At 42.1% G+C, this 17,560-nt stretch carries 12 protein-coding genes; 3 read left to right on the forward strand and 9 right to left on the reverse strand.

Going from position 1 to position 17,560, the window contains the following annotated elements:
* Positions 1 to 121: 121 nt before the first annotated feature.
* Together ACFFGT_RS00455 and ACFFGT_RS00460 are read left to right on the forward strand one after the other, a co-directional pair.
* On the forward strand, positions 122 to 826 hold the full coding sequence (locus tag ACFFGT_RS00455) for a 3'-5' exonuclease (RefSeq protein WP_377020518.1): 705 nt from the start codon (positions 122 to 124) through the stop codon (positions 824 to 826).
* Positions 810 to 2,717 carry a DUF294 nucleotidyltransferase-like domain-containing protein gene (locus tag ACFFGT_RS00460; protein ID WP_377020519.1) on the forward strand — a complete coding sequence of 636 codons (1,908 nt, stop codon included), beginning with the start codon at positions 810 to 812 and terminating at the stop codon, positions 2,715 to 2,717. Before ACFFGT_RS00455 ends, ACFFGT_RS00460 begins: the two co-directional genes overlap by 17 nt.
* Positions 2,718 to 2,831: 114 nt before the next feature.
* Here ACFFGT_RS00460 and ACFFGT_RS00465 read toward each other — a convergent pair whose 3' ends face one another.
* The 5 genes from ACFFGT_RS00465 to ACFFGT_RS00485 all read right to left on the reverse strand — a co-directional run bounded on the left by ACFFGT_RS00465 (position 2,832) and on the right by ACFFGT_RS00485 (position 11,438).
* Positions 2,832 to 3,989, reverse strand: coding sequence for a glycoside hydrolase family 76 protein (locus ACFFGT_RS00465; protein WP_377020520.1), 1,158 nt, complete (start codon positions 3,987 to 3,989; stop codon positions 2,832 to 2,834).
* Between the two features lie 66 nt (positions 3,990 to 4,055).
* The gene (locus ACFFGT_RS00470) at positions 4,056 to 5,192 is read right to left on the reverse strand and encodes a SusE domain-containing protein (RefSeq protein ID WP_377020521.1); all 1,137 of its coding nucleotides are present in this window, start codon (positions 5,190 to 5,192) and stop codon (positions 4,056 to 4,058) included.
* A gap of 42 nt (positions 5,193 to 5,234) precedes the next feature.
* Complete coding sequence (locus tag ACFFGT_RS00475) at positions 5,235 to 6,860, reverse strand: RagB/SusD family nutrient uptake outer membrane protein (RefSeq protein WP_377020522.1); 1,626 nt, start codon at positions 6,858 to 6,860, stop codon at positions 5,235 to 5,237.
* Positions 6,861 to 6,871: 11 nt separating this feature from the next.
* Positions 6,872 to 10,210, reverse strand: a complete 3,339-nt coding sequence (locus ACFFGT_RS00480; protein WP_377020523.1) for a TonB-dependent receptor — start codon at positions 10,208 to 10,210, stop codon at positions 6,872 to 6,874.
* A gap of 259 nt (positions 10,211 to 10,469) precedes the next feature.
* On the reverse strand, positions 10,470 to 11,438 hold the full coding sequence (locus ACFFGT_RS00485; protein ID WP_377020524.1) for a FecR family protein: 969 nt from the start codon (positions 11,436 to 11,438) through the stop codon (positions 10,470 to 10,472).
* A gap of 156 nt (positions 11,439 to 11,594) precedes the next feature.
* Here ACFFGT_RS00485 and ACFFGT_RS00490 point away from each other — a divergent pair, with 156 nt between their 5' ends.
* Positions 11,595 to 12,476, forward strand: coding sequence for an alpha/beta hydrolase (locus tag ACFFGT_RS00490; protein WP_377020525.1), 882 nt, complete (start codon positions 11,595 to 11,597; stop codon positions 12,474 to 12,476).
* A gap of 16 nt (positions 12,477 to 12,492) precedes the next feature.
* On the opposite strand, the gene ACFFGT_RS00495 is transcribed toward ACFFGT_RS00490, so the two are convergent.
* The 4 genes from ACFFGT_RS00495 to ACFFGT_RS00510 all read right to left on the reverse strand — a co-directional run bounded on the left by ACFFGT_RS00495 (position 12,493) and on the right by ACFFGT_RS00510 (position 17,387).
* Entirely contained in the window at positions 12,493 to 13,086 is a 594-nt protein-coding gene (locus ACFFGT_RS00495) for an RNA polymerase sigma-70 factor (protein WP_377020526.1), read from the reverse strand.
* Between the two features lie 95 nt (positions 13,087 to 13,181).
* Complete coding sequence (locus ACFFGT_RS00500) at positions 13,182 to 15,737, reverse strand: hypothetical protein (RefSeq protein WP_377020527.1); 2,556 nt, start codon at positions 15,735 to 15,737, stop codon at positions 13,182 to 13,184.
* Positions 15,738 to 16,080: 343 nt separating this feature from the next.
* On the reverse strand, positions 16,081 to 16,605 hold the full coding sequence (locus ACFFGT_RS00505; RefSeq protein ID WP_377020528.1) for a DUF892 family protein: 525 nt from the start codon (positions 16,603 to 16,605) through the stop codon (positions 16,081 to 16,083).
* A 170-nt stretch (positions 16,606 to 16,775) separates the two neighbouring features.
* The gene (locus ACFFGT_RS00510; RefSeq protein WP_377020529.1) at positions 16,776 to 17,387 is read right to left on the reverse strand and encodes a PAS domain-containing protein; all 612 of its coding nucleotides are present in this window, start codon (positions 17,385 to 17,387) and stop codon (positions 16,776 to 16,778) included.
* Positions 17,388 to 17,560: the final 173 nt, after the last annotated feature.

The following is a 17,560-nucleotide window of genomic DNA, read 5'->3' on the forward strand; positions in this document are numbered from 1 at the left end:
GGCAGAATTGGTTTAAAGGGGCGGGCTAAAATAACGGTATTTTTTAAAAAAGATGGTTCACAAATTGGTTACAAAAACTCACGCCACTACCATCATTCAAATAATTTCATAAATTTAGCATGTGCAAGCATACCTGTTATTCATAGATACCGAAACTTCAGGCCTCCCCAAAAAGTGGGACCAGCCTTATTGTAATAACGATAACTGGCCATACGCCCTGCAGGTGTCATGGATCATTTACACCAGCGATATGGTTGAGCTGAAGCGTGAAGACCATTTTATTAAAGACAATGATTTCACCATAAGCAAAAAAGCTTATGATGTTCACGGTCTTACCCTTGAATACCTGGCCGAACATGGCGAATGGCGCAAAGATGTAATGACCATGCTGGCTAATGATCTACTTGAGTATGAGCCGTTAGTAATAGGTCACTTTATTGAGCTTGACCTAAATGTTGCCGGTGTTGAGTTTTACCGTGCAGGAATTCCCAACCCGCTCGAAAACTTAAAAACCTTTTGCACCATGCTGGCAACCACCAAATGGGTGCAAAATCCACAGGCCAAATATTTAAGGTTAAACCAATTGTACGAAGTACTGTTTAACAAAACTTTAGACAGGCAGCACAACGCCCTTGAGGATGCCGAGGCTACCGCCGAATGCTTTTTTGAGATGCTGAAACGCGGCGACATTGACGAAGAGCGCATTGCACACCAGGAAGTTTACCTGCAAAAAATCCGTTCCGAAAAAAAATACCTTTTACCTGCAGCCATCGTTTTAATATTGATCATCATCATAGCTTTTTGGTTATATGGTTCAACGTCTTGAATTTTTAAGCAAAGTATCCCCTTTTAACTTGCTGCCTGCGGAGGTATTAGAAGAGATTGCCGATCAATTGCAGGAGATCCGTTATAGTAAGGACACCGTTATTTACCAGCAGGAAGTAACCAAAATGCGCGGTGTGGATATCATTGCCGAAGGCGAATACGAATCCTTTTTTTATGACAGCCAGCAAAACAAGCGTTTGCTGGAACATCACTATTCAGGCTATTGTTATGGCGGAATTTCGGTATTGCTTAACCGTAAGCAGTCTATCCGTACGGTGATTGCAAAAAAGGGCACTACTGTTTTCTTTTTGCACCGCAAAGATTTCCGCTCGCTTTGCAAAACCTACGAAGAGTTTTTTCAATATTTCACCTCCGATTTTGGCAAGCGCATGCTCAATGATGAGTTTGCTCATTTTTATAAACGACCGGCCACTTTTGAAGAAAGCTATATAGCGTCCGAGCAATTATACTCGCGCAAAATTGAAACCATTGAATACCGCGAAATAGTTTCCTGTCCGCAAAGTACCCCGGTATATGAAACTGCCCGGTTAATGGCTAAACATAAGGTGAGCTGCATTTTTATCCGCAATGAGCAAAGCAAAATTGTAGGCTATGTAACTGATATTACGCTGCGCGATAATGTAGTTTCCAAACAGGCCGATACTGCCCAGCCTGTTGCCAATGTTATGGACAACCCCATCGTTTGCATCAGCACCAATGCCTATGTGTATGAGGCTATTTTGATGATGTTCCGCACCAAAACGCGGTACCTGCTCATTAAAAACGGCGATGAATTTGTGGGCAGCATCAGCAGGAATAAACTCCTGGCTGAGCAGGCGCAGTCACCGCTGGTATTTATACAATCGGTTAAACAGGCTATCTCGGTACAGGAACTTAAACGCAAATGGGAATCGGTACCGCAAATGGTTACGCAATTGCTTGGCCGCGGTGTAAATGCCGAAATCGTAAACCAGGTGATCACCACCATTGCAGATACCATTGCCATAAAAGTAATTGAGAGCGTTATTGAAATAATGGGGCAACCGCCTGCCAAATTTGTTTTTATGGTGCTTGGAAGCGAAGGCCGTAAAGAACAAACCTTTAAAACCGACCAGGATAACGCCATTATCTATGAAGATAAAGCCAATGAACACCGGGAAGAGGTGCGAGAATATTTCCTGAGCTTCGCACAACAAGTCTCTGAAAAGCTGGACCATATTGGTTTCAGTTTTTGTACCGGGGGCTATATGGCCCAAAACCCTAAATGGACACACTCCCTATCCCACTGGAAACGCAATTATGAAAGCTGGATGACCGAGGCTGTTCCCGAAACCGTGATCCAGTTCTCTACTTTTTTTGATTGCCGCTACCTGTACGGCGAAGCCGGCATTATGGACGAGTTGAAGGAGTTTCTGGACGAGGAGCTACAAAAGCCTTTGGGCAAGATCTTTTTCCATATGGCTAAAAATGCGTTGCAGTATGAGCCGCCGCTCACCTTTTTCAAAAACATCAAAACGTTCACCAAAGGCAGCCAGGAGGTTTTTGATATTAAAAAGTCGATGACACCCATTGTTGACCTTGTGCGAATGTATGCCCTGCGCCACCGTATTTTTGAGGTTAACACCGGCGAACGTTTGAAAGCATTGAAAGAAAAAGACGTGTTCAATGAAAAGGAGGTCCACGAGCTGATCCAGTCGTACTATTTTTTAATGAGCCTGCGTCTCCGTAACCAGGCCTCTCAAATTATCCAGGACCGTACCGAACCAGACAACTACATTGACCCGGATAAACTCACCAAAATTGAAAAAGTAGCCTTAAAGGAGATCTTTAAAACGATAGACAATTTTCAGACAAGGATAAAGCTGGAGTTTACTAATAATTTGTTTGGGTAAAACAAAAAAATGTCATTGCGAGCGTAGCGCGGCAATTGCACGGAAGCATGGTCGCCCTGTATAGCATGCGATTGCTTCGTCGTTCCTCCTCGCAATGACATAAAAACATTTCCCTTACAACTTCCCTGCCTTCTTTAAAGTAGCAGCAGCTTCAACCATCATTACACCGCTTAACTGCGTAGTAAGGTCGGTAGTACCTGATGGTTGCTTTTTCCAATCCGGACTGATCATGAGTGATGGACGTTCTATACCTGTGGTGTATAGTGTTTCAGCGTTAAATTTCAGGAAGCTGATAAACTTAGTTTTGTCGGTTTCTGATACATCGGGATCAAGGGCCAATAGTGTAAGATACCGGATCAGGATGCCCTTAAATAATCCACCATCACCCTGCCCTTCTGATTTCAGGATGCCGCCCGGTGAAATATCCGTATCATTAATAGTGGCGTTGGCCGTATTTACAGCATCGGTAAGATAGGCAGCATCTTTGGTAACATGATAGAGCTCCAAAGCAGCACCAATAAATACCCCCTGGTTGTAGGTGAACTTCCACTTGCTGATCTGCCCGTCGCCATTGGCGTTTATACCATCCCAGATAATGCCTGAAGGATCAAGCAGGGTTTTCTTCAGCCAGGTGTACAAGCGTTTTGCTGTCGCGAGGTCGGCTTCGTTCTTTTCCAGCGCGTATAAGCGGGCGGCAAAAATAATGGCAGGCGCATTTGCAGGTGTATTTTTATAATCCAACTGATTTTTGCGCCAGGCTATCCCACCTCCCTGGTTACTGTTTTCGCCGGTTTGGATATCTGTCCAAAGCGTATGGGCCGCGGTGAGGTAAGCGGCATCATTTGTGGCGCTATAAGCGCGCAGGCTTGCCAGATCCAGCCATTCCATATCGTCATAAAAATTATTGGAAAGACCGCCATTGGTGGTTTTAATCCCGGCTAAAAGTGAGCTCATTCGTTGCTTGTAGATATCATTATTGGTGCGCAGGTAGGCATCGGTAAAAATATCCAGCGTATGAGCGTTAGGCCAGTAGTTAAACTGGGTGCTGCCGGCATTATTTTGCACAAAATAATTGCCGTTTGCCGATATGAAAGTGGTATATGTTTTTTCCTGTAAGGAATCTGCTGTTTCGGCGTACTTATATTCCACCTTTGCCGAAGCTTTGTTGCCATACAGCGGAAAGGGTTTATCCTTTAAGCACGATGAAAAAGGTAGGGCCATACAGCCCATCAGGGCAGCAAAGGCTATATTGTTGAATAGCTTATTTTTCATAAAATATATTTTATCGTAAACTTTTCTCCATGCCTTAGCGGCATGAAGAAAAGTAGCCGGTCAGTATTATTTAACAGTAACAATGTGGGTGTAGGCGGCAGCATCGGCGCTAAAATCAACTACAATATCCGCGTTGTGATTATCGGCTGCTCCGGTAAACTTAAAGCAGAAGTCGTACTGCGAGTTGTTAACCGGCACCATATACCAGAATGATTTGGCCGTATTGGCATCCGGGCGACTGTTATCTGAATTGCTGCTCCCATAAAACTGGGTTGAGCTATTGCCCGCCGCATCTTTAAAGGTAAAGCGGAATTTATAACGCTCATCCCTACCCCATGACTCCTGGTGGAAAACGATAGAAGCATTATCAATTTCCCATTTACCCCCTGCTTTGTAAGGCAGCGGGAACCAAACCTTGTTATCAGCAGCAAACCATAAACCAACCTCGGTAACCTCAGTTAACGCGGCCGATGCAGAGGTAAAGTCAACTACAATACGCTCAACCTTTGTGCTGCCGGTTACCGTGGTATTACCATCCTTAAGCAGCTTGGTGCCATCAATGGAGTAAGTAGCAGGTGTACCGGTATTGCGTTCGGCCAAATGGTAAGTGCCGGCTTTTAACGATGTCCAGGCTTCAAAAACACCGCTTGATGTTTGTTTAAAGTGAACAGCTTTGCTAAGGTCTTCGCCACCTTCGGTAGCTGAGCCGGTCAGGAACAGATCGGCAGGAATTTCGCTGAAACCGGCAGGGCGTAATACTTCAACAATACTTGATGCCGTTGATTTAACTACATTGATCCCTTTTGACGACATTACTGTCCATTTCAACTTACCCGATGCCTGTGGCTGAATACCAGCCATATCGGCAATTTTGTTCAGGTCTTTGTATGATAAGGTTAACTTGTTGTACAAACCATTAGCATCAGAAGGAATGGTGTAAAGCGGTTTTGAAAAATCGCCCCCCTCTTTATCAAAAGCAACCTCATACAGTACAAGGCCGTTGTCCTCGGCGTGGGCTTCGCCCCATTCAAAGGTGGCAGAACCTGTTACAGGCTCCAGCTGAATAAATTTGTTATTTGCAGGTGCAAACAAATCGGTTACTGCCGATACCTTAGTGTGTTCAAGGGTTTTATCTTTTTTACAGCCTGTTATTATTAAAATGGATATGATGCCTGCCATGAGGCAGTAAGTAATATTTTTCATGATCGTAATTGATTATAATATCTTTTATAAATAATTAATGATTTACCAGCCCGGGTTTTGAGTTAAGTTGGGATCAACGGCACGTTCATCGCGCGGAATTGGCCACAGGTAGTTTTTACCCTTGTCAAAAGTGCGCAGGTTAGCCCTTATGTAACCGTTATCAACCGATGCCGGACCAAATTTGGCTCCGTGGGCCCAACCATTCAATACGGTTTCGGCAGTGCGCCAGCGACGGATATCAAAAACCCTCAGGCCTTCCATAGCAAGCTCTACACGGCGTTCGTTACGCACAATGTTCCTTAAATCGGTTTGGCTGGCAGCGCTGAAGTTAAGCGCGGGTGCATCGGTAAAACCGGCACGGGTGCGCAGCGCTTTAACTGTTTTATCCCATACCCCTGCATCAAGCTGGTTAAGCTCATTTTTGGCTTCGGCGTACATTAGCAGCACATCGGCATAACGGATCAGGATCAGGTTTAAAGCCGATTGAAAATTCACGGCAGATGCAGGATCATAATATTTACGGGTGTAATATCCTGTAGGCGAACTTACTTTGCCCGGAGCATACTCGTCGGGTTTAGTATCACCCGGATCAGAACCAGGTTTGGTGTAAATTACCTGGATAGAGTTATCAGGCTTTTTCCATTTGTAAAGGTTATATACCACGGTATTGGTAAGCCTTGGATCGCGGTTTACGTATGGATTATTTTCGTCATAACCCGAACCCGAATCAGTGATCTTTTTACCGTTATCCATCAGGTAGCTGTCAACAAGTTCCTGTGTTGGGGCAAGGGCATTTAAGCGGGCGCCAACGGCAAGCGGTGCCATGTCAAAAAAGTTACTGTAGGTACGTACATCCGGTACAAACTCCAGGTCGAGGATCACCTCGCTGTTGTACTCATTTTGCGGTAAAAACAAACCTTCGTATGATGGAAAAAGGCTGTAAGTGCCGTTGCTGTTATCGTTCATCAGCTTTTCGCAGGTGATGGCAACCTCCTGCCAGCGGCTTTCATACAGCAGCACCCTTGCTTTAAGAGCAATAGCAGCACCTTTGGTAATACGGCCCCTGTCGGCATCTTTATATGCGGTATTAACCGGCAGATCTGTTGCTGCTGCATCAAGTTCTTTCAGCACAAAATCAACTACCTGAGCTTTTGGCGTGCGGGCCACGTTTTTTGATTCATCAATACTGATGTCTTTATCAAACAAAGGCACATCGCCCCACCAGGTTTCAAGCATAAAATAGTGGAAAGCACGGATAAACCTCGCTTCGGCTTTCATGCGGGCTTTCAACGCAGCATCCATTACGGTTACCCTGTCAACATTTTCTAAAAATATATTACAGGTTTTAATGCCACTGTAGTGGTAGCCCCACTCCTGCTTGATACGGCCAAGCGAAGGGTCATAAGTGCCGGCCGCAAGTGAAGCTGCTCCCTGGTTGTCGCCACGGCCGTTATAAGCATTGTCTGAAGCCCCTTCGTTATAAAAGAAATAATCATTGCTGAACATTTGCGAATAAGCCGTGTTGAGCACTGCATTTGCTTTTTCGGTAGTTGTCCAGAAATTACTATCGGTAAACTTATTAGTAGGCGCCAGGTCAAGTTTTTTACAGGCCGATAAACTGGCCAGCAATACTAAAAAGGCGGTTTTATATGTTGAATATTTTTTCATGATGGATAGTATTATAAGGTTACATCTAAACCAAAACCGTAATAAATTGGCGTTGGGTAAGAGCGTGCGCTATTTGCCCCACCGGCATTAAGGTTACTGTTAAATTCAGTTGATTCAGGGTCGATGAACTTCACACCCGAAAACGTAAGCAGGTTTTGACCGGATACATAAGCCCGCAGCTTTTGTAAGCCCAATAACTTAGCCCAGGTATTTGGAAGGGTATAGCCCACCTGCACATTTTTTACGCGCAGGTACTTACCATCAAACAAATACATATCCGACCCACGCCTGAAATTGTTTTCGTTCGACTGGCTGCCGCTGGCTGCGAGCCTCGGGAAACGTGCATCGGGATTTTGAGGTGTCCAGAAATCAAGCTCGTGCTGGTAAATAACCTGTGAGTAGTTTACGTGGAAAGGTTCAACCTGTTCCCCCCTTATAAACATGCTTCGTTTACCTACACCCTGTAAAAACAGGTTAAAATCAAAGCCTTTATAACTTACGTTATAGGTAAAGCCGAAAGTTAAACGGGGAAATGGGTTGCCAAACACAAACTTATCGTTATCGTCAATAACACCGTCTTTATTCACATCCACATAGCGGTTATCGCCCGGAGATACGGTTAAGCCAGTTGGTTTAGGCCCGTTTTTGATGTCATCAAGGTTTTGAAAATAACCATCGCGCTTTAAAGCTACGTATGAACCTATCGGCAAACCAACGCGGTTGATCACCTGCATTTCATCATAGCTTCGCAATTGATCCCCGCCTTCAAGATAAAGTACCTTGTTTTTGCTATCGGCAACATTGAAGCTAAAGGAGTGCTTAAAATTTTGTGTGGTTAAATAGTAATTAACCGTTAACTCCCATCCATGATTTTGTACTTTACCCGCATTATAGCTCGGCAAACCGGCCCCAAACGTTCCCGGAACAATAGGTGGCAAAAGGATATCGCGGGTAGTTTTATTAAAGTAATCAATAGCAACAGTAAGGCTATTTTTCAGGAAGCCTGCATCAACGCCTATGTTAAGGGTTGCGGCGCGTTCCCAGCGCAAATCGGGGTTGGCAAATGATATAGCTGTACCGCCTACTCCCGAATTGTTAAAGCCATAGGCATTTTGGAATGGGCCATAAGTACGTAAGTATTGATAATCGCTCACACTTTGATTTCCCAAAATACCATATGATGCCCGCACTTTTAAATCACCAATGTTATTGCGATAGTTTTGCATAAAGCTTTCCTCGGTAAGCCTGTAACCACCTGATATCGACGGGAAGAAAGCACCACGGTTTTGCGGAGCAAATTTTGATGAAGCATCTACCCGAAAGTCAAACTCGCCGTAATACTTGTTCATGTACGAGTAACTTGCCCGGCCGAATAGTGAGTTGAGGCTGGTTTCGGTAGTAGCGTTATTTGAAGCGGTGGAACTGGGATCAATAATAGTACCTGTAGTAGGCGTGCCCAGTTCAGGGTCGGTATATTTTAGGTGGATGCTGTTTGCTTTACTGGTTGTAGATTCGTTGGCTACACCTACAAGTATATCAACGTTATGTACCTTACTGAAGGTTTTAGCATACTCGGCCAGTAATTGCGTATTGGTAAACAGGTCCTTGTTATTATCGTCGTTTGTGTTCCTGTCGGCGCCATAAGTACCTGAAGGATAGAAATTAACCTGCTTAACCCTTGTAAACTGGTGATTTGAAAGCAAGCGGCCGCCAAAAACGGCTTTCACCTTAAAATCTTTAGTAACTGATAGTTCGGCATTTAAATTACCCAACAAGTTGTCATCATCATGGGTACGGTAACCACCCTGTTCCAATATCCCGAGCGGGTTAAACTCTGTCAATACATCGTTGGTGAGGTAACGGCCCTGATCGTCTTTAATTTTATAATAAGTTGGCGTACGGCCTGCATCAACAATCAAAGTTCCGGTGTTGTAGGAGTGTTCCCTGATCTCGGAGCGGGAATAGGCAAGGATACTGGTTAGCTTTAGTTTACCATAATTGCTGGTAAGGTTCATGCGATAGTTATAACGCCTTAACCCATAATCGGGCCCTACCAAATTGCTGCGCTGATCGGTAACACCGGCAGATACCAGGAAAGATGTAGTAGCATTACCGCCTGTTAAGCTCAGGTTATGGCTTTGCTGCCATGAATCTTTTAAAATAGCATCCAAAAACCATTGCTGATCGCCCTGCTGCTGAAAATTACGAATATCCTGCGGGCTATAAATGGGTTGCAAACCCGCATTAACTACTGCCTCGTTACGTAAAATTGCATTTTCATAGCTATGAACCGGCTTGTAACCCACATGCGGCGACTGGATACCGGCCTGCCCGTTATAATTAACCGTAGTGCGCGAGTTATTCTTCCCCTTTTTAGTGGTAACCAAAATAACCCCATTTGCGGAGCGTGAACCATAAATGGCAGCCGAACCGGCATCCTTCAATACCGAAACACTCTCGATATCCAAGGGGTTAAGCAGGTTGATATCACCGCCCGTAATACCATCAATAACCACCAGCGGGGTGTTATCATTAAGTGTACTCACGCCGCGAATGTTCACATTGGCATAAGCCCCTGGCTCGGAGCTTGTTTGTTGTATAATAAGGTTGGGCGATGTGCCTTGCAAAGCCTGCGTAAGGTTAATTGATGGTTTTGATTCGATGGCTTTTGCACTGATCTGATCTACCGCGCCAATAAGGTTTGAACGCCGCTGGGTACCGTAACCTACCACAACTACCTCGTTAAGCGAAGTACGTTCGGGAACCAGCTGCACATTTATAGTAGCCTCATTGCCAATAGGCTGTTCTTTAGCTGCATAGCCTATAAAGTTAAATACAAGTGTGCCATTGGCATCCGGCACATCAATAGTATAATTACCATTAATATCGGTTACTGTACCAATAGTGGTGCCTTTAACCCGCACGCTTGCGCCGGGTATAACTAAGTTGTTTTCGTCGGTAACTTTACCTTTGATCTTGATGGGTTGCCTGGGACCATGTTCAATCCCTCCTGTATTGCTTTCAATTTCCGGCTTTTCATCAATAACGATAACATCATCAATAATTTTGTAGCTGAGATTAAAGGGCGTTAAAACCTGGTCAAGTACTTCCTTTATACTTTTGTCTTTAACCTTTAGGCTTACAACATAAGTTGGTTTAAGTACATTATCGGCATAGGCAAATTTGATGTGCTTTTCATTCGATATCTTCTCCAGCGCGTCGGTTAATTTGGCATTTTTTAATTTGAGCGTAACCGATACCTCCAGGAATTTCTGACCGAACGAGTTATTTGCCACGGCCGTAAAGCACATCAGGCAAACCACAAAGCAGGCGAGCGAGGTAATTTTCATTAATATTAATACATGACGAATTACTCCATTTGAAAATAGAGATATATTCATAGATTTGAGAAAATTAAAGTGTTTGAAATTCAAGTGTTTCGTTCTGAATTGGACCTCTAAACGCTGCACTTATTAATAACCCGGCATTTTAGTTTAACCCTGTCAAAATCCCTTTTGAGCAGGGTTTTTTAATGTATTTATGTCATCATAGCTTGTTATTTAGGTTAACTAATAATTGGTATATCTCTTTTATTAATTGGTTTTTATGTTAGCAACCCCGGCCTTTTAGCTGATAAACCGTACCTTTTTGCACAGCTTTTCCCTTTACCAGTTTTGACACTATCTTCATGATATTCTCCAGCGAAACATTGGTAAAATTGGCCGTAATGGAGCATCGTACCAGGTTAACATCGGCCTTTACGGTTACATTGAAATGGCGGTTAATGGTGTTGAGCACCTCGGTCAGTGCCATATTTTTAAATACCAGCTCTCCATCTTTCCAGCTGCTTAATGCGTTCACGTCAACCTGTTTGTTTTTGGTAACCGATAAACCGTCTTTATTAAATACTACCTCTTCGGCAGGAGTTAAAAATGTAGTTGTACTTTTTGCCCTGTCAGCGGGTGTAACCACCCCTACTTTGCCGCTCAAAACATCAACCTTAATAAAGCGTTCGTTAGCGTAGGCTTTGATATTAAAACTGGTACCCAATACCTGGGTGCTCACCTGCCCGGTGTGTACAATGAAGGCCTTGGTTGGGTCATGTGCAACGTCAAGAAAAGCCTCGCCTTCAAGCTTAATTTCGCGTTTTTCGCCCCGGAAAGTTTCAGGATAAGTAAGCTTACTACCAGCATTTAACCAAATTTTGGTACCATCGGCAAGGGTGAAGTTTACAGTTTGCCCGTTGGCTGCTACCAATTGCTTGCTGGCGATGGGATCTAAACGATCAAGCAGGGCATAGCGGTAATAATAAGCTGCCGTTACCGAAATACACAAACCCACAATAAGCGAAGCGGCAACCATCCATTTTTTCGATTTGCCCGGATTTTTCTTTTCTGCATGATCTAAAGCGGCATTGATCCGGTTGTATACACTATCGGCATTAAATTCCACTTCATCTCCGGCTTCGTTTTGTACGTTGCCGAGATCAAGCTCATCGAAATACTTATTTACAAGCTCTTCCTGCAAATGCCTGTCACTTGCACCGGATTGTTTTTTTCTGAAAGGGAACTTTGCCATGGTTTATAATTGCAGGATGCAATAAACCGGGGTACCCCCCAAAGCAATTGAAAATATTTTTAAAGGGGATTAAATTCTTTTTGGGGATGATTGATTTTCAATCACATGCAACATTTTGATTTAATTTAAATCTTTTATAAAACCAAAGCCATAGTTATGAAACGTTATATATTATTTCTTTTGCTCGCTTGTATCGCCATTTGTGCTCGCCCAAAGGACAAAGCAACCAAGTTATATTCATTGACACGCATTGATGCCGCAAACCCTGATTCCTTTATTTATCGCCGGGCAGGTAAAGTTTCATTAAAAGCCTATGTTTTCAGACCGGCAACAGGCGGAAAACATCCGGCAATTTTATTGTTCCACGGCGGCGCCTGGAGACTGGGTGAGGCAGCCTGGACATTTGGCAGGGCTAAAGAATTTGCAGATAAAGGCATTGTCGCCATCGCTATCGATTATCGGTTAGCCAATAACGGCTTATCCCCTATTGACGGTGTGGAAGATGCATGTGCAGCTTTTGCATGGGTGAGAGCCCAGGCTAAAACATTGGGCATAGACACGAAGCGTGTAGCCGGTTATGGCGTTTCGGCCGGTGGGCATTTGGTTGCAGCTACCGCATTGATTCCGGCTGTTAACGGTAAAAAAATAAGCGATGCCGAACGCCCAAATGCACTTTTACTTTATTCTCCCGCACTGAATATGGCTCCCGACCCTTATTTTAACGGCCTAATGAAAGGAAAAGGGGACCCGGCTGCTTATTCTCCTTCAGCATATATCACAAGGAAATTGCCGCCAACTCTGATCATTCAAGGCGAGAGAGACAGTATTGTTTACACAAAAGACGCTATAGCATTCCGGGATGAAGCTGTTAAAGCCGGGGCGAAATGCACACTTTATGTTTATCCCGGGGTTGGGCATTTATTAACCCGAAACTTAAAAATTCAATATAAAGATTTTGATTCTGATCCGGCATATGCGGCTGATGCGCATCAACGGGAGGATGACTTTTTAACTGCACTTGGTTATATGAAAAAATAAAAATATGGCAGGGTGATCATTTGCCCAAAATATGCAGCAACAAGATGGCTATTACCGATGGCAGATAATCAGTTAAACCGGTACGCAGGTACCTTAAAGCGATGGTGATTTGATTTTCGACGGTTTTAATGGAGATGTTTAGCCTGGCAGCTATTTCTTTATTGCTGAGATATTCCTTACGGCTCAGGGTAAAGATCTGACGGCATTTTTCGGGTAATTGAGCTACACCATCTTCAAGTAAATGAGCAATATCATCCTGGAACAGTTTGCTGTCGGCAGAATATTTTTCAACCAGTGTTTCAATCACAGTGAGGTCTACAGATGCCTTTTTAGTACGCAGATAAAATAACACACGGTTCCTGATGGCTACTTTGAGGTATGCTTCGAGCGAGGTGATGTTTAACTGGCTGCGCTTTGTCCACAGGTCGATAAATAACTCCTGCACCAGGTCTTCACAAACATCCTTATCCCTGAAAAGGTTATAGGCTGCGTAAAACAACTTCGACGAGTATTTATGGTACAGAATTTCAAACGCCTTACGGTCATCAAGCCTTAACTGCTCCAATAACCGGGCATCAGGCCACATTTGATATTCCTTATCGTGGAGCATACGTGGGCGGTAAATCGGTTTACTGATTGGTGAGGCATATTTACAAGAAAATTTTTAAATAAAAAAACTTTTAATATAACTCCCGGTTAACATGGCTAACCCACCATATCCGGTACAATAAAGCGGTCGCGGTTAAGGCCGCACCTGTTTATGATCATGGTAAGATCATGAACCGCTTGGCGTTTGAAAAAAGGATACCTGTCAAGCACTCCATTGTGTTTTAACAGCATCATCAGCACATCCATTTTCAGGATCTTGTTTCCCGAGTCTTCGGCAATAGCGTTAACACACCTCAGTTCATCAACTATCAGGTATTCGCGTGAGGTATTCATGAGCAGTTTTATTTTCAGGCTATAAAAACGTGCCTTAATAATAGGGCTCAGGTGCCCGCCATCACTGCCGAAGGTATTTGTTATTGAATTATATATATCAAGCGCTTTATCCGTTTCACCAAGCCCATACCAGGCTTCGCCGGATAACAGATTTAGAAAAAAGGCAAAAGGGGTTTTAGCTTCCTCTATCTCATCGGTTTTGTAAATATTTTTTACGGTATTTACATATCTTACCACTTTATATAAATCCCTGCAGATGAGCATAGTATAAGCTCCCTGGATAAATAGCATGTCATTTGCTGCACATGGTTTTAACTGATCTGTCCATAAAACAGGCAAAAACGACAGCTGGTCAAGTTTATTAAAAGCCCCATGTGGCATTGTACCATCATGTAAAAATGCATAAAAGGCAGTTAAACAGTTTAATGGATCAATAGCAAATGCTCCGATATCTGCCTGATTAAACTTTTTTAGCTGTTCAATTCTGACTTTAATTTCTTTTAGGTTCAGTTGTATTACTGCAATTATACCTAATGCCGTTTGAATAAGTATTTTTTGGCTTGTAGAAAGTTCAAATCTAAGCATCGTTAAAAGCGTTTTTTTATACGCAGGGCTGATCAGATCGAGACTAAAAAAGTATTCAAACATTTTTTCGCTAAACACTTGCTTAAAATATTGAAGCAAAAGTTCGTTCTCTTTCATTGACGAGCATTCCTTTTCCATCAAATCGCCAATAAACATCATTAACTCGGCTTTTTCGGCAGAATCAAGATTTATGCCGGTAAGGTGTTCAAGGCTGTTTTGCTGACCGGTTTTAATGGCAATCATTAAACACCATTTCAATACCGTCAGTTTCTTTTCGGTTTGGATAAATGTGTCATTAAAACGGTCTGCAAACCTGTTGTCAAACTTATTATCAGCATATGACAACAATGTTTTTGCAATGCTGTGCTCTAAAAAATTGTTATTAAATGTTATACAGGTATGTATACTGTGGCCAGTATTATGGCTAAGTTCCTTTAAAAAACCAATTCCTAATAATTCCTGGTAAGCCGGGTTATATTGCTTAAGCAGGTTCAGTACATTGATTTTTTCAATATCAAAATGCCCGCCTTTTATATCCATATTTTCAACCAGGCTTTTTATAACAAATACCTTTTCAGACGCGTTTTTACCCAGGTAAACGTTATTAAGTATAAACGAGGCCGATAATCCATAAAGGCAAACATTATTAAGGCTGCTTAAAGAAAAATTGCCCCGGTGATGTTTAAAATAATATTGAAAAAACAAGGGATGGCCCAGCGTTTCAGCAGCCTCAAAACTGATGTTATTTTGCAGCAATGGATTAATTTTAAGGCAAAGCTCATTTACCTCCTTATGGCTAAGTAACGGTACGTTATTATGTTTGCTGCTATCGGGATGAAAACCGGTAAACCATGTGTTGCTGCCTGCCTGCAATTCGTGCCTGTAATTTATCCAGGTTGATGAACGCAGGGCCAGCACAAGTTTTAACCACTCATAATTTTGACATATAGCAAGCCCCTTCAAAAGGTAATTTAAGATAGCCTGAAACTGATCGGTGCCGGGTACATGCTCATCAAAACTATCAATTACGAGATAAAATTTACCTCCCTTACTTTGCCTTTTATTAACCAGCTCAATCAATTGCTGATTAGTACTGCAGCCCAAAAGAGCTAAAACCCATTCAAACAAATTACGCCCGCTTTGCAACGCGTTTATAAGAGCGTTACTGTTGATAAACAAAATGACGTCATTACGCAAGCCAGACGCGTTCAATTCCAGCCGTTCTTCAACCCATTGGCATAGTGCCATTGTTTTGCCATAGCCCGCAGGCGCACATAATATACCTGTTGTAAAAGCTGAATGGATAAATTCACTCAGATGCGCGTTAACCAGTTCTCTTTTAATAACATAATGATAAGGGATCCCTGCCCGGTTCCTGGCAGCCTGCAGAGTTAAGTTACTTATGCCTGCAGCTTTTTTCCGGATCAGGTTCCAGTCAAAATCGTTATTTACCAGTTCATGTCCATTTTGAATCTGTATTTCACAAAACTCTTTCCAGCTATTGTAGTTACAATATTTGGAAAGTACATCAAGTGTAAACGACGAGGGATTGAACCTGCTTAAGGCAAAACCATAAATCCGTTTAAGCGTGGTTTCACTTATGCAATGTTTAGTTTTACTTGTAACCAACGCTGATATTACACGGCAATCAGCCGGGCTGATGCTTTTAAAGCCGGCGGCGGTAAGTATCTCCCTTTTTAACAAATCATAATGAGCGTGGGAAATAACTGTCATATACACTTTACTTTTATAAACAAACCATATTGTGTTATTAGCTTAGTACCGGAATACGAATAATTAAAAAATACTTAAAAATACAAGTCCGCTATTAACTAATAATTTAGAAAATCAATTAAAAATCCTGCACCAGTAATAATAATACCGGCGAGATTTCATACAATATTACGTAAATGACATTATTAAGTTTGCTTGAAACAATTGATAATATTCCTGTTAGTTTTAAAACAAAAAAATGAACGGAAATGAACAATATTGCATAAAATGAACATTGTGACCAAAAGATATAACTATTGGTTAAATAAACATTCCGTACCTTACCCTAAGCCAGGGAGTAGATTTAATAGTGGGCAGATTCGGTATACATGTTGGTTAGCTGAGAGGCAAGCGTACGATCAACTTTAACAAAGTTATCCCTTAATAAAAACGAAAGCTTTTCGTTTTGCAGTTTAATAGCAAGCATTTTAAGTATATGCACAGAGGAGGCTTCAAGGCATTCAATAAAACTCAGGTATGAGATGATCATGATAAGTCCAAGATCAGGATCGGTCATATTCCATTGAAAACTGGTAAATGATTTTTCTAAAAAACCAACAAGGTTGCTGACATTATCAAATGAATATTTGGTGTTAAATAAGCTATAGATCTGATCCATCTTATGCACCTGCACTTCGGCCCGTTCTATAGCTTCATTGACAGCGTTTTTTATACTCTTAAAGCAGCCTGCATCTGCTATATCAGGCAAGCGTTCAACAATATGTGCTTTTGCGCAATAAAGCCGGTTAAGATGTTCCATAAAAAAGGATTGCAATTTCTCGGCGCCGGGGCTTAAAGGGGCAAATACTTTACCTGATTCGTTTTCCATTAAAAGGGATATTGGTTAACTAACATATAGCATTACTACAATCCATTATTAAGGAAGCTACGTATTGTATACCTAACAGGTTTTGTTCATTTTTCATAAACCTATTATACAGCCGGTCCTTAAGGTCAATCGTACATTTAAAAGTACTTCAAATTTTCATTAATTCACATTCAAAAAAACCGATGTTCTAACTGTAAGTTAATCTTCCTGATTACCGTATCAAGTTCATCGGCACTTAATTTCAACATATTTATCGACTCTTCAAGCTCACATTTATCCTGCTTACAGGTGTCAAGCGCATAAATTATCCCCAGTATATTCGCCAGCGGCTTCCTGATCAGGTGCGAATTGATAAAAGCCAGATTTTCAATTCCATTGATATGTTCGTTGAAGGCCTCAGCACCTGAGTGCTTTTCAGTAATATCATTTACAATGATCATGCTACAACAGCAATTACAAAACTTTACATTGAATGAGGTTATACTAACATACACCGGCGTACCATCTCTTTTAAGATGGATCAGTTCCTTTTTTATTGTTTGATTATACTCTAACTTTTTTAAAGGTACCTTAAAACTTTCCTTCTCTTCGGGCGGGCTAACCAGAGAGATAGTGCTTCTTAAAAACTCTTCGCGCTCATAACCATACTGCTTTATTGCCGCGTCATTTACGGCAATAAACTTTAATGTAGTAATTTCAACTATCCAGGCTGGCAGCGGATTTTGATGAAACAATACATTAAATGTACTATCTTTTTCATTTATGGTAACAGAAGTTTCCATACTTATTTGGTAATGAGCCGCTAAAAGGTTCGCATTTTTTTACAAAAATTCAATATTTAGGTTTCAACATTGTAATATATGCAATAACAAAACACATTTAGGTATTTTTTGCCGGTTCATTTTATTCAATTGATATAAACCAAAAACGCCCCGGCATTTATACCAGGGCATTC

Source organism: Mucilaginibacter angelicae (assembly GCF_042434235.1).
Classification (GTDB): domain Bacteria; phylum Bacteroidota; class Bacteroidia; order Sphingobacteriales; family Sphingobacteriaceae; genus Mucilaginibacter; species Mucilaginibacter angelicae.